This window comes from Candidatus Nitrotoga sp. M5, assembly GCF_927904885.1.
In the GTDB taxonomy this organism is placed as follows: domain Bacteria; phylum Pseudomonadota; class Gammaproteobacteria; order Burkholderiales; family Gallionellaceae; genus Nitrotoga.
In genome coordinates this window covers 137379-152126 of sequence record NZ_CAKMNW010000067.1, presented here as the reverse complement: position 1 = coordinate 152126, position 14748 = coordinate 137379, and the positions used below count along the sequence as shown (strand labels likewise).

The following is a 14748-nucleotide window of genomic DNA, read 5'->3' as shown; positions in this document are numbered from 1 at the left end:
ATTATGCATAAAATCGACAACAAGAATATTAGTGCCACATCCCCGGTGGAGTTGAATTGGGGAAACGATCCGCTCTGGTACAAAGATGCGGTCATCTATGAACTGCACATTAAAGCATACGCGGATGGTAACGGGGATGGTATAGGCGATTTCAGAGGCCTGACCGAGCGACTCGACTACGTCCAGTCGCTCGGCGTAAACACAATCTGGCTGTTGCCGTTTTATCCTTCGCCGCTACGCGACGACGGTTATGACGTATCCGATTATGAAAACGTGCATCCTTCTTATGGCACGCTGGACGACTTCCGCGCTTTTGTCATTGAAGCGCATCGCCGCGATCTGCGTGTCATTACCGAACTAGTAGTCAACCACACCTCCGACCAACACCCATGGTTTCAAGCTGCGCGCAACGCACCTAGGGATTCGCCCGAACGCAATTTCTACGTCTGGAGCGACGATCCTGGTAAATACGCGGGTACTCGTATCATTTTTACAGATACAGAGAAATCCAACTGGACCTGGGACGATGTCGCACAGCAATATTTCTGGCACCGCTTTTTCAGCCACCAACCCGATCTGAATTTTGATAACCCGGAAGTGCTTCAATCGGTAATGAACGCCATGGAATTCTGGCTGGAAATGGGTGTGGATGGTTTCCGTCTCGACGCGATCCCCTATCTGGTCGAGCGCGATGGCACCAGCAATGAAAATCTTCGTGAAACTCACGATGTCATTAAGGAGATCCGCCGCCGCCTGGAAGCTAAATATCCAGGTCGCTTATTGCTGGCCGAGGCTAACATGTGGCCCGAAGACGTTCGCGAATATTTTGGTGACGGTGACGAATGCCAGATGGCATACCATTTTCCCTTGATGCCACGCTTGTATATGGCCATCGCCCAGGAAGAACGCCATCCGGTAGTAGAGATTCTCGCCCAGACACCGGATATTCCGGAGAACTGCCAGTGGGCAGTCTTTCTGCGTAATCACGACGAGCTGACGCTGGAAATGGTGACCAACAAGGAACGTGACTACATGTACAGCATGTATGCCGCAGAGTCACGCGCGCGTATCAATATCGGCATTCGCCGTCGCCTCGCACCGTTGCTCGAAAATAATCCTGACCGCATTAAGCTTATGAAAAGCTTGCTTCTTTCCATGCTGGGCACTCCGGTATTGTATTACGGTGACGAGATTGGCATGGGTGACAACATTTTTCTCGGTGACCGAGATGGCGTACGCACCCCGATGCAGTGGAGCAGCGATCGCAATGGCGGTTTTTCGCGTGCTGATCTACAACGTTTATACCTGCCTCCAATACAGGATCCTATCTATGGATTTGAAGCTGTCAATGTAGAGTCGCAATCGCGTGAACCCTCATCATTGCTGTCCTGGATGCGGCAATTGCTGGCGATTAGAAACACCAGCAAAGCTTTTGGGCGCGGTACCGTGACTATGATGCATCCCGGCAATCGCAAGATTCTGGCCTATATGCGTGAGTATGAGGACGAGGTAATCCTTTGCGTCACTAACCTTAGCCGTGTCGCTCAATCGGTAGAGTTGGATCTCTGCGCTTACGAGGGACGCGTACCGGTCGAAATGATGGGCCGAAGCGCATTCCCTCCCATCTGCAAAGACCCCTATTTCTTGACCTTGATGGCCTATGGGTTCTTCTGGTTTCGGCTGTCGACTGATGCCGATCCGCCGGCTTGGCATCTCGATCGCACGCCAGTGGATGACCTGGCTGTGCTAGTACTATTTGATGGATGGAACAGTTTCTTTCGTAACCGTGTCGTGCCCTGGCGCATCAACATGGCTGAAAAAACAAAAAATCAGTTTGAGTGTGAAATACTGCCGCGCTTCCTGTTGCGTCAACGTTGGTACGCAGCAAAATCAGAGCTGCTGGTAAGGGCTGCCATCGCCGAACACGCCATACTTCAAGTGGGCAATACACAATGGCTGCTGGCATTGATTGACATCCACGGAGCAACCAATCCAACGCGCTATTTCGTGCCTCTGGCCTTGGAGTTTGATGTATCTGACGACCAATATCCACGAATTCTTGCGTCGTCGGCCATCGCCAAGGTGCGTCAACAGGCCACTACCGGGATGCTGGCCGATGCAATGGCAGACGAAGCATTCTGCCGTGCAATGGTCGATGCTATCGGCGCAAAACGCGAACTGAAGGGTGAGAGCGGCAAACTGAAATTTTCGCCCACCAATTCGTTCACGAAGATCGTTGGCGACACATTACAGGACGCGACACCACTGCAGCGCCTGACCGCGAGCAGCAACTCGGTTAGCCTGCTCGGCGATAAATTGTTTCTCAAGGCTTATCGGCGCCTGCATAGCGGTATCAGCCCAGAGTTGGAGATGGGGCGATTCCTGACCGATGTCGTCGGCTTTGAGCACTGCGTGCCAGTCGCTGGCAGTATTGATTTTCATTCTATGGACGGCGCAGTCTATACATTGGCGTTATTACAAGCCCAAGTGATGAATCAGGGTGATGCGTGGAGTCATACAGTTGACCAACTTACCCGCCTGCTGGAGTCATTCTGCAATACAAATAATGAAGTAAAGATACACGATGAGGTCAACCCGATGGTCGAGCGCATGCAAATGCTGGCGCATCGCATCGCCGAACTTCACATTGCACTGGCTCGCCGCACGGGAGACCCGGCTTTTGACCCCGAACCTGTACAGTCAGTCGACCTCAAGAGCTGGGTCGCTGCCGTGGAGGATGAGTGCCGCCACACGCTCGAGTTGCTATCTCAACGTAGCGAAGCTTGGGAAAAACCACTGAAAGAATTGGCACAACGAGTTACTGCGGCAGCTCCCGCACTCATTGCCCGCATTAACCAGGATTCGCTCGCTAAACCTGTTGGTGAGAAGACGCGCCTGCATGGCGACCTGCATCTCGGGCAGGTGCTGATTTGCGAAGATGATTTTCTGATCATTGATTTCGAAGGCGAGCCGCAGCGGACGCTGGCAGAGCGTCGCTCCAAGCACAGTGCATTGCGTGACGTCGCGGGTATGCTGCGTTCGTTTGATTACGCACGCCATGCCGCATTGCACCAATTCGTCATTGTTCCGTCCGAATTTGATCGCTTTACACCAGTTGCACGGCAATGGGAACAAAGCATGCGCAAAGGGTTTCTGCAAACTTACGGGCAGGTAGCAGTGGCGGGCGGTCTGTATGCCAGTGTCGCAGATTTTGAAGCAGCAGTATGGCTTATTGACCTTTTTGAGCTTGAGAAGGCATTGTACGAATTACGTTACGAAATGGACAATCGACCCGACTGGATCGGTGTCCCGTTAGCGGGAATTGCCGGACTGGCCGGCGTCTCCGGATAAACCAAAGGAGAAAAGCTACTATGAATAACATTAACGTTTTGCTGGAACCTGTTCGCGCGCTATTGAATCAAATTGGTGCTTTTATGCCTCGTCTGGCGATCGCACTGGGCGTTCTTGCCGTTGGCTGGCTCGTCGCCAAAGCTTTTCGTTATAGCATCGTTAAGGCACTGCGTGCGCTCAACTTCTGCGTTTTAACTGAGCGCGCCGGAATCGACGGCTTTCTACAACAAAGTGGCACAGAAAAAGACACGACCGAGATGGTCGGCTGGATTGCATTTGCGACCGCGATACTGGTGTCCCTGATTATCGCCTTCAACAGTCTTGGACTTTTGCTGGTTACTGACCTGCTCGGCAAGTTGCTGTTGTTCATACCTAAAATACTGGTGGCATTACTGATTATAATTTTCGGTAGCTACTTTACGCGCTTTATCGGCATGGCTGTTCAGAGCTATTGTCGTGGCGCCGACATCAACGACGGCGACCTTCTGGGGCGCATTGCGCGCTACGCTGTTCTGACTTTTGTTATTTTGTTGGCGATCGATCATTTGGATATCAGCGGTGGTATGATCCAACAAGCTTTTCTGGTCATCCTGGCTGGTATTGTATTTGCTGGAGCGCTGGCTTTCGGCCTTGGCGCACGCAATCATGCGGCAGCGTTACTTAATCGTTGGTTTCCCCTAGACCGTAGCGACGACACCCCATGAGTTCAAGCATCAAAATGCAGAGACAAACTTCTTTAACCAGAGAGCACTGTCAGCAAGACCATGAATAACAACTGCGCTGCCCTTTTCATGATCGACGCGACTGGCTGCCCATCCCACTATTCTGCCTGCTTAAAAAAACCAGACTACCAACAAGGAGAGAAATTATGAAAGTACTCGCTATTGTACTGGCCGGTGGCCAGGGTTCCCGTCTGAATCCACTCACGGCGGAAAGATCCAAGCCGGCGGTGCCATTCGGCAGTCGCTACCGCATTGCTGATTTCGTCCTCAGCAACATGATAAATTCCGAGATACGCAGTATCTACATGATGGTACAGTACAAATGCCAGTCGCTGATCGAGCACGTGAACAAGTCATGGGCACATGTTAATGCTTTCCCAGGACAGTTTGTCACCATCGTGCCACCACAGATGCGCGAGGGACAGGATTGGTTTCAGGGTACGTCAGACGCTGTATTCCAGAACATAAATTTAATCCAACGCCACGCACCTGATATGGTTGCGGTGTTTGGTGCAGACCACATTTATCGCATGGATGTGCGGCAAATGGTCGATTTTCACCGTCAGCATTCAGCACACGTGTCAGTGGCAGCGATTCCTGTACCGCTGAGTGAAGCTTCGGCCTTCGGCATCATTGAAGCAGATGCTGAAGGCCGAATCATAAAATTCCTGGAAAAACCGACAAACCCACCCTCCATCCCCTCTGACCCGAGCCGCGCCTACGGATCCATGGGAAATTATTTATTTAACACCGATGTCCTGCTGGAAGCATTGCGTGAAGCGCATGAACTTGGCGAACACGATTTTGGCGGCAATATTCTGCCTCGCCTGATTCATAGCCACCGGGTGCTTGCCTACAACTTCGCCGACAACATCATCCCTGGCACATCTAGCTACGAAGAACAGGCCTACTGGCGCGACGTCGGCACAATTGACGCCTACTATGCCGCACACTTCGACATACTGAGCGCAAAACCACGTTTTAACTTATTCAATCCGCAGTGGTTCATCAATTCCAGCAATTACCAGGGACCGGCGCCTCGTATTATCTCCGGTGATATTAAGAATATCGCCATAGGTGCCGGCTCTATGGTGAAGGGCGGAAAAGTCCACAACTCCATACTGCGCCGCGAAGTGATTATAGAAGAGGATGTTGAAATCGAGGATTGCATAATCTTGGATTACACTATCATTCGTCGTGGCGCGCGCCTCAAGCGCGTTATAGTTGACCGCTACAATGAAATCGCCGGAAACTGCCAGATCGGCTTCGATGCAGCTTTGGACCGCGCCCGCTATACCGTCAGCGAGAGTGGTGTGGTTGTAATACCCAAGGGGCGGGAAGTGCCTAACGTTACCAATTACGAAATTTAGGATACATATTATGAGTTCACCAATAAAGGATTTACCCGCCACTTCCGTCTGGCCTGGTACCCCCTATCCGCGCGGCACTACTTGGGATGGTGAGGGTGTCAATTTTTCCATTTTTTCAGAAAACGCAGAAAAAGTAGAGCTTTGTCTGTTCGACACAAGCGGGCGACATGAGATCCAGCGTATTGAACTACGCGAACGAACCGACCTTATTTGGCATTGTTATCTACCAGGAGTTCGACCCGGCCAACTCTACGGCTATCGCATTCACGGTCCTTATGACCCGGAGCGTGGGCACCGTTTCAATCCCAACAAGCTTCTGCTTGAGCCCTACGCCAAGGACATCGTCGGCACATTCCGATGGAATGATACCCACTTCGGTTACAAGGTCGGGCACCGCCAAGAAGATTTGTCCTTTGATCGCCGCGACAACGCTAGCCACATGCCAAAGTGTCGCGTTATCGATTCAGCTTTTACTTGGGAAGACGACAAGGCACCGAATATTCTGTGGCCTGATATGGTCGTGTACGAACTGCACGTGCGCGGTTTCACAAAAAACCACCCAGATGTCCCGCCGTCCTTGCGCGGCACCTATGCAGGCTTGGCAACGCAACCAGTAATCGACCATCTCAAGCGTCTAGGTATTACTTCGGTAGAGCTGATGCCGATACACGCCTTTCTTGACGACCGTCATCTTCTGGAGCGGAACCTTTCCAACTACTGGGGATATAATTCGATCGGTTATTTTGCTCCCGATCGTCGCTACACCTCCAGTCCCGACGGAGTTGTGGATGAGTTCAAATCCATGGTCAAAACCTTTCACTCGAATGGTATCGAGGTCATCCTTGACGTAGTCTACAACCACACTGCAGAAGGCAACCATTTTGGGTCAACAACCTCATTCAGGGGTGTTGACAATGCATCCTACTATCGACTGTCCGCCGAAAATAAACGTTACTACATGGATTACACGGGCTGCGGCAACACGCTCAACCTGCAACAGCCACGTGTGCTTCAGCTCATCATGGATTCGCTGCGTTACTGGGTACTGGAGATGCACGTCGATGGCTTCCGTTTCGATCTGGCCTCAGCACTGGCACGCGAACTACACGACGTCAACCGCCTCGGCGCCTTCTTTGATATCCTGCTTCAGGATCCGATACTTTCCCAGGTTAAACTCATCGCCGAGCCTTGGGATTTGGGCGAAGGCGGCTATCAGGTAGGTAACTTTCCGACGGGCTGGGGCGAGTGGAACGACCAATATCGTGACACCATGCGCTCTTACTGGAAAGGTGACGGCGGTCTGATCGGGAATTTTGCGCAACGCCTAACCGGCTCCAGCGATTTCTACGATCATAGCGGGCGCAAACCCTGCGCCAGCATAAACTTTATCTGCGCTCACGACGGTTTCAACCTGCACGATCTGGTGAGCTACAACGACAAGCACAACGAGGCCAACGGCGAAGAAAGCCGTGACGGTACCAACAACAACTATTCCTGGAACTGTGGCGTTGAAGGTCCGACCGAGGATGCAGCCATTAATGCCCTGCGCGCGAAGCAGAAACGCAATCTGCTGGCAACCCTGTTTTTCTCCCAGGGCGTGCCAATGCTGGTGGCCGGTGACGAAATGGGTCGCACCCAGCAAGGAAATAACAATGCCTACTGTCAGGACAACGAAATCAGCTGGGTAAACTGGGACATTTCCGACGCCGACAAGGAGTTCCTCGCCTTCGTGCAGCGCATCATCGCATTACGGCGAGAACACCCGGTATTTCGTCGTCGCAACTTTTTCCAGGGACGCGACATCCACGGCTCGGGCGTCAAGGACATCCACTGGTTCAAGCCCGATGGTCACGAGATGAGCGAAACAGAGTGGACACACGACTTCGCACGCTGTCTAGGTGTTTATCTGGGTGGAGATGCCATACAAGAAAATGACATGCATGGCCAAGCCATCCACGACGATAATTTCATTCTGCTCTTCAACAGTTACCACGATGCAATACCTTTTGTTCTACCTGTATTAAATGAAAACCGCGAGTGGCAGTGCATTCTAGATACCCACCTTGCCGGAGGTATGGAACCTGGCGACCAATTTCGGAACGGCGAGAGCTATCCCCTCGAAGGCCGCTCACTCGCTCTCTTGATCCAGCGGAATCGATCATGAAACGTCGTCACATCATGCCTTTCGGCGCCAATCTGACTGACGCCGGTGGCGTGCGTTTCCGCCTCTGGGCACCTGGTGTCGCGGCTATCGTGCTGCAGCTCGACGAGGTGCAGGAACTTCCTATGGTAGCAACAGACTCCGGATGGTTCGAATTGACCGTACCCACAGCAAATATTGGCAGCCGTTATAGCTTTCGACTACCTGATGGATTGCTGGTACCCGATCCGGCTTCGCGCTACAACCCAGAGGACATTCATGGCCCCTCTGAAGTTATCAATCCGGCCGCTTTCGAGTGGTCCGATGGTGACTGGCGCGGCCGCCCCTGGGAAGAGGCAGTGATCTACGAGCTGCATGTCGGCAGCTTCACTCCGGCTGGCAGTTTCTATGGCGTAATCGAACGGCTCGACTATCTTGCCGAGCTGGGCGTGACCGCGCTAGAGATTATGCCGGTGTCAGATTTTCCTGGTCACCGTAACTGGGGCTACGATGGCGTGCTCCCTTTTGCGCCCGATGCCGCCTATGGTCGGCCAGAAGACTTCAAGCGTCTCGTCGACGCCGCTCACAAACGTGGGCTGATGGTGTTGCTGGACGTGGTCTACAATCACTTCGGCCCTGAGGGTAACTACCTGCACGCCTATGCCCCGGATTTCTTTAATCCGCGCCATACCACCCCGTGGGGCGCGGCGATCAACTTTGACGGAGAAAATAATCGAGCGGTGCGTGATTTCTTTGTCCACAATGTCCTGTACTGGCTGGAAGAATTTCATCTCGACGGTCTGCGTCTGGATGCCATTCACGCTATCTGCGACGACAGTTCACCGGATATTATCGAGGAAATCGCCGAAGCTTTCATGTCAGTCAGAGGAAGTGACCGCCACGTACACATGGTGCTTGAAAACGAGCATAACCAGGCCCGCTACCTGGGCCGCGAAGATACCGATGTAATACGCCATGCCACAGCCCAATGGAACGATGACATTCATCATGTATTCCATGTACTCGCCACGAGTGAAAGTGATGGCTATTATTCTGACTATGCTGCCGAACCGACACGACTACTCGGTCGCTGCCTCACCGAGGGTTTCGCCTATCAGGGCGAAGCTTCGGCCTTCGCGCACGGCAAATTGCGAGGCGAACCGAGTGGTCACCTGCCGCCTGCTGCTTTTATCAATTTTCTTCAGAACCACGACCAGATCGGAAATCGTGCCTTCGGCGAGCGCCTGAGTCATCTCGCCTCCCCTGTAGTGATGGAAGCTGTAACGGCCATCCTGCTGCTTTCACCGCAACCGCCTCTGCTGTTCATGGGCGAGGAATTTGCCACCACTCAGCCCTTCCTGTTCTTTTGCGATTTCGGCCCCGAACTGGCCCAAGCCGTTACCGAAGGACGGCGGCGGGAATTCTCTCGTTTCGCCCGGTTTTCCGATCCTGCTGCGCGCGAGCGCATTCCTGATCCGAATGCTGAGGCTACTTTTAACGCCTGCGTACTCGACTGGGCCGCCATCGATAACGCGCCTCACCTAGCCGTGCTCGAACTCCACAGGGCTTTGCTCTCACTGCGTCGGCAGTGGATCACTCCGCGCTTGGCCGGAATGGGCAACGGCGATCCGAAAATGAACCAGTTATCTATGCGCGCTCTGAACCTGCGCTGGCGTCTAGGTGACGGGAGCCTGCTTACGCTGGCCGCCAATTTTGGTGAGGACGTAGTCGAAATGGCACCTACCGTCGGATCGTTAATCTTCGCTACAAGCAACCTCGATAACGTCATGACCAAAGCCGGACAAATGCCGCCCTGGTCAGTGGCTTGGAGTCTACAATCAGGAGACCATTCATGACACGTTTCACCTCAAACACCTCGGATGCGCTGATGCAACTTGCCGCACACTGTGGGATCGCCGCTGAATACGACGATATCTGGGGCACGCGCCATGCAACCACAGAGCACACGCTCCACGCCCTGATGGCCGCTATGCACTTCCCAGCTGACGCGGATCCATCTGTCCTGTTGAACAACTTGGATGAACAGGAATGGCGTCGGCCTCTGCCGCCCGTCATGGTGTTACAAGCTGATTCGACCCCAGCTGTGCCACTCTCATTACCTTTAACCAGGGCTGGCTGCCAACATCGCTGGATACTGACACCGGAAGACGGCGCGTCAACCACAGCCGAATTTCTGCCAACCGAACTGCCACGACTAGGTGAGCAACGCGTGGGCAACGAAAATTTTCTGCGCGGTGAACTTAATCTGCCGCTACTGGTAACGCCGGGCTACTATCGTTTCGAAGTCGATCAACCGGGATGCGAAGGTCAAGATCTAGCGTCGATGACGCTCATCATCACACCGCCAAACTGCTACCAACCTGAAGCGGTGCAAGGAGAAAACCGCGTCTGGGGGCCGACTGTTCAGCTCTATGGCCTGCGCTCGCGTCGCAACTGGGGCATAGGAGATTTTGGCGATCTGCGTACCCTGGTTGATCTTTCGGCGGAAGCCGGAGGGGGAATAATCGGAGTTAACCCCCTGCATGCCCTATTTCCAGACGACCCTGCACGTATTAGTCCTTACAGCCCTTCCAGCCGCTACTTCATTAATGTTCTGTATTTGGACGTAGAAGCAATTCCAGAGTTTACCGAGTGCGATGCAGCGCGAAATCTGGTTGCCTCTGAACTCTTCCAGGGCCGACTGCGGCGACTACGCGCAAGTGAACTTGTTGCTTACGACGAAGTGTCTGCGGCCAAGCATGAGGTACTGAATATAGTTTACCGCCACTTCCGAAATCACCACCTTGCTAACAACAGTGACCGAGCACGTGCTTTTCACTACTTTCGCGAAAAAAAGGGCGAAGAGCTAGAACTCCACGCACGTTTTGAAGCCTTGCAGCAACACTTTCGGCGCAAAAATCCAACTGTCTGGGGCTGGCCGGCCTGGCCTGAGGAATACCGCCATCCGCATGCCCCAGCAGTGGCAGCTTTCGCATCCGAGAATGCTGACGCCATCGAATTCTTTGTTTGGCTGCAATGGCTCGCCGATGAACAGCTTGGCGCCGTTGGCCGGCAATCGAGTCGCCGTGGGTTGGGCATAGGCCTCTATCAAGATCTAGCAGTGGGTGTTAATCCGGGTGGGTCGGAAGTATGGGCCTGGCAGGATGCCTTCGCCATCGGTGCCTATGTTGGCGCGCCACCCGACGACTACAATCGTATTGGCCAAAACTGGGGATTGCTGCCCTTGGTGCCGCATCGCATGCGGGAGGCGGCCTATGCGCCGTTCGTCGCAGTGTTGCGCGCCAACATGCGCCACTGCGGCGCACTGCGCATCGACCACGTTATGCAATTTATGCGCCTGTTCTGGGTACCTGTCGGTATGTCGCCGTCCCAGGGTGCCTACGTTGCCTATCCTCTGGACGATCTTCTCGGCATAATCGCGCTGGAAAGCCAGCGTAACCGCTGTTTGGTCATAGGCGAGGATCTTGGCACCGTTCCCGATGGCTTCCGCCCCAGACTCAACAAAATCGGCGTGCTATCGTATCGACCATTCCTGTTTGAACGTAATGAAAACGGCGGATTCAAGCCACCAGCAGAATATTCGCGTCAAGCCCTGGTGTCTGTCAGCACTCATGATTTGCCAACCATTAGCGGCTTCTGGAAAGGTAGCGACCTCGACACCCGTAGTTCCCTGCAACTTTTTTCCTCGGACGACCAGCATGACAAGTTGGTGGTAGAACGCGCGCAGGACCTCGCCCGCATTCTGATTGCTCTGGAGCGCGAAGGACTGCTGCCACCAGGTATGAGCGTCCATCCAAATGCCACTCCCGAAATAACACCAACTTTGATGGTGGCTATCCACGCCTATCTGGCGAGAACACAGGCACAGGTACTGGTGGTACAGCCCGAGGATATCCTTGACATCACCGAGCAATCTAACTTGCCGGGCAGTCTTGACGATCAACATGCTAACTGGAGACGGCGACTGCCCCTCGACCTGGAAGATTGGCTGGAGGACGGGCGCTTCACCGCTGTCGGAGAGGTCCTGCTTAAAGAACGGGGCAGCGCGGTGACACCCCATGAAGAAATCCTCCCACCTTCCCATACTGCAGTTATACCGCGCGCTACTTACAGGCTGCAATTCAACCGCGACTTCACTTTTTCTCAAGCGACAGGATTGGCATCTTATCTCGCCGAGCTGGGGATAAGCCATTGCTACGCCTCACCCTACTTGATGGCGAGACCTGGAAGTAACCATGGCTACGATATCGTCGACCATACCGCCCTCAATCCGGAAATCGGCACACCACAGGAATATGAGGATTTTGTTGCCGCACTCCAAGGAAATAATTTGGGCCAGATAGTTGACGTCGTCCCAAATCACATGGGTGTCATGGGCTCAGACAATGGCTGGTGGCTAGACGTTCTGGAGAACGGTCCCGCCTCGGCTTGGGGCGCATTTTTTGATATCGACTGGGAGCCGCTCAATCCGGACCTCAAGGGCAAAGTGCTGCTGCCTTTACTGGGCGACCACTATGGTGCCGTGCTCAACCGTGGAGAGTTGCGCCTGGATTACGACGCAGTGCATGGCGAACTCAGCTTCTACTATTACCAGCATCGACTACCGGTGGACCCAGCGACCTATCCACAAATTATTGGGCATCGCAGCGAACGCCTGGCAACTGCTCTCGGGGAAAGCCACGAGCGCTACGGGGAACTGCAGGCTCTGCTTACTGCTTTTGGCCACTTGCCGGCGCGCACCAACACAGACCCGACATGTATGGCCGAGCGGCAGCGCGACAAAGAGGTGCATAAACGCCACCTCGCCGTACTGAGTGAAGCCTGTGCCGATATCGCCCACCATATCGCCGACAATCTGGCAGAATTCAATGGCAGTCCCAACCATCCTGCCAGCTTCGACTTGATGCACGCACTGATCCAGATGCAGGGCTACCGTCCTGCCTACTGGCGCGTCGCTTCCGATGAAATTAACTACCGGCGCTTTTTCGATATCAACGACCTAGCCGCGCTACGCATGGAAGACCCAACGGTATTTAACGCAACCCACCGTTTCATTCTAGAACTAGTCGCTCAGGGTAAAATTGATGGGTTGCGTATTGACCATCCTGATGGGCTCTACGATCCGGGCGAGTACTTTCGTCACCTGCAGCAAGCCGTTGGTGGGAAATTCTACACGTTGGGCGAGCCGTTACCGCTATATTTGGTGATCGAGAAGATCCTCGCAGACCACGAACGTTTGCCGGACGACTGGCCAATCCATGGCGCTACTGGCTACCGCTTCGCCAACCTGGTCAACAATCTATTTGTCGATAGTTCCGCCGAGCGGCGTATGACGCGCACCTACCGAGACTTCAGCGGCATCGACAGCGATTTCGAAAAATTGGCCTACGACGCAAAGAAACTAATCATGCGCACCGCCCTGTCGAGCGAGTTCAACGTCCTCGCCAACCGTTTGGCGCGCATTGCCGCTGCCAGCCGGGACACCTTCGACTTCACCCTCAACGGGCTTCGCGAGGCGCTGGTAGAAGTAGTAGCCTGCTTCCCTGTCTATCGTAGCTACGTCGCCCACGGCGGGCTGTCTGCCGACGACCGTAGCCATATCTCCTGGGCGGTGGCGGTAGCCAAGAAGCGCAGCCCGGATGCCGATACCGGTATCTACGATTTTCTCGAAAGCGTGCTGACCACCGATATCGGTTGCGGCCGTTGTGCTGCGTTCCGCGAGCCGTTGCTGGCTTTCGCCATGAAGTTTCAGCAAGTCTCTTCACCGGTGATGGCAAAAGGCGTCGAAGACACTGCCTTTTATCGCTACTACCGCCTGACTTCGCTCAACGACGTTGGCGGCGAGCCACGTCGCTTCGGCATTTCAGTGGCTGCCTTTCACGCCGCGACGCGTGTCCGCGCAATCAGCTGGCCGCACAACATGCTGACTACCTCCACCCACGACAGCAAACGCTCAGAGGACGTGCGCGCCCGAATTAACGTGCTCTCTGAGATGCCGGCGGCGTGGAAGTTGATGCTCAAGCGTTGGAACCGCATGAACCGCGGCCGCAAGCGTCTGATTGATGGAGTCGAGGCACCTTCCCGCAACGACGAATATCTTCTTTACCAGACCCTGATCGGCACTTGGCCGCTGATCTTGCCTGATGAGGCAGGACTGGCCGACTACCGAACGCGTATCGACGCCTACATGATCAAAGCGCTACGCGAAGGCAAAGAACACAGTAGTTGGGTTCAGGTTAATACCGACTACGAAAGCGCGATGAGTGATTTTGTACATACCTTGCTGGCGTCAGGCGAGAAAAATATGTTCTTGGCTGACTTTATACCACTGGTACAAAACATCGCTCACTATGGCCTGATCAACGCACTCGCACAAATGCTGATCAAGGTCACCTCGCCGGGTGTGCCCGACATCTACCAGGGTTGCGAATTGTGGCAGTTCAATCTGGTCGACCCGGATAACCGTCGACCGATAGACTTTACTCAGCGACACGCAATGCTTGCGGAAATGCGGGCGCTGACTGACGCACCACCGGAACAGTGGCCAAAGCGTTTGCAACCGTTACTGGCAGACATGAGGGATGGCCGCATCAAGCTTTATACACTGTGGCAGAGTCTGGCACTGCGTGCGCGCTGGCCCGAAGTATTTCGTGACGGCGAATACCTACCCTTGACGGTGCGAAGCAAACTTGCTATTCATACTTGCGCCTTCGCGCGGCGCCACGGAGATCAAACCCTGATCGTTCTCGTGCCGCGTCTGCCGGTCCGCCTGCTGGACGATCGCAATCTTCTGCCATTGGGATTCGATGTATGGGGCGACGCCGTATTAGAACTGCCCGGTGAATTGTCTGACCTCGGATGGCATAACGTTTTCACCGGCGAACGCCATGCGGCAGCCAGCCAATTGCCACTGGGACAATTGCTGACCTGTTTCCCAGTGGTATTGCTGGCCTCTGACGCGATCGAATGATTGGTCGTCAATCCGGGATGATGTAGTGATGTTCGAAGCATACGCTGCGCTCACGCTTTCCCTGATTTTCACTTGAAGCTTCTCCTCTTTATTCGCCGGTAGAGGGGATATGGCTTTATGAGGTGAGCTAAACTGATAGTCGATTTTGTACAAACAGACTTCTCACTCACTAGC

Annotated in this window: 6 protein-coding genes; all 6 read left to right on the top strand. The window is 54.0% G+C overall.

The features are described from left to right. Nucleotides 1-3: 3 nt before the first annotated feature. The 6 genes from treS (at nt 4) to MJ770_RS12875 (ending at nt 14574) form a co-directional block, all read left to right on the top strand. Nucleotides 4-3351 (top strand): maltose alpha-D-glucosyltransferase, encoded by a 3348-nt coding sequence (gene treS / locus MJ770_RS12900; RefSeq protein WP_239255056.1) that lies wholly within the window; start codon nt 4-6, stop codon nt 3349-3351. Nucleotides 3352-3371: 20 nt separating this feature from the next. Continuing rightward, entirely contained in the window at nt 3372-4055 is a 684-nt protein-coding gene (locus tag MJ770_RS12895; RefSeq protein ID WP_239255050.1) for a mechanosensitive ion channel family protein, read from the top strand. Nucleotides 4056-4219: 164 nt separating this feature from the next. Beyond that, a complete protein-coding gene (locus MJ770_RS12890; protein ID WP_239255049.1) occupies nt 4220-5443 on the top strand; it encodes a glucose-1-phosphate adenylyltransferase in 1224 nt (407 codons plus the stop codon). A 10-nt stretch (nt 5444-5453) separates the two neighbouring features. Next, nucleotides 5454-7607 carry a glycogen debranching protein GlgX gene (gene glgX / locus MJ770_RS12885; protein WP_239255048.1) on the top strand — a complete coding sequence of 718 codons (2154 nt, stop codon included), beginning with the start codon at nt 5454-5456 and terminating at the stop codon, nt 7605-7607. Next, entirely contained in the window at nt 7604-9439 is a 1836-nt protein-coding gene (treZ, locus tag MJ770_RS12880) for a malto-oligosyltrehalose trehalohydrolase (protein ID WP_239255105.1), read from the top strand. The genes glgX and treZ overlap by 4 nt, the downstream gene beginning before the upstream one ends. Further along, nucleotides 9436-14574 (top strand): malto-oligosyltrehalose synthase, encoded by a 5139-nt coding sequence (locus tag MJ770_RS12875; protein WP_239255047.1) that lies wholly within the window; start codon nt 9436-9438, stop codon nt 14572-14574. The genes treZ and MJ770_RS12875 overlap by 4 nt, the downstream gene beginning before the upstream one ends. Nucleotides 14575-14748 lie beyond the last annotated feature (174 nt).

What these genes read in the sequence shown, in the direction of transcription:
- treS (WP_239255056.1), top strand. Translation starts at nt 4, where the DNA reads ATGCATAAAATCGACAACAAGAATATTAGTGCCACATCCCCGGTGGAG.
- MJ770_RS12895 (WP_239255050.1), top strand. Translation starts at nt 3,372, where the DNA reads ATGAATAACATTAACGTTTTGCTGGAACCTGTTCGCGCGCTATTGAAT.
- MJ770_RS12890 (WP_239255049.1), top strand. Translation starts at nt 4,220, where the DNA reads ATGAAAGTACTCGCTATTGTACTGGCCGGTGGCCAGGGTTCCCGTCTG.
- glgX (WP_239255048.1), top strand. Translation starts at nt 5,454, where the DNA reads ATGAGTTCACCAATAAAGGATTTACCCGCCACTTCCGTCTGGCCTGGT.
- treZ (WP_239255105.1), top strand. Translation starts at nt 7,604, where the DNA reads ATGAAACGTCGTCACATCATGCCTTTCGGCGCCAATCTGACTGACGCC.
- MJ770_RS12875 (WP_239255047.1), top strand. Translation starts at nt 9,436, where the DNA reads ATGACACGTTTCACCTCAAACACCTCGGATGCGCTGATGCAACTTGCC.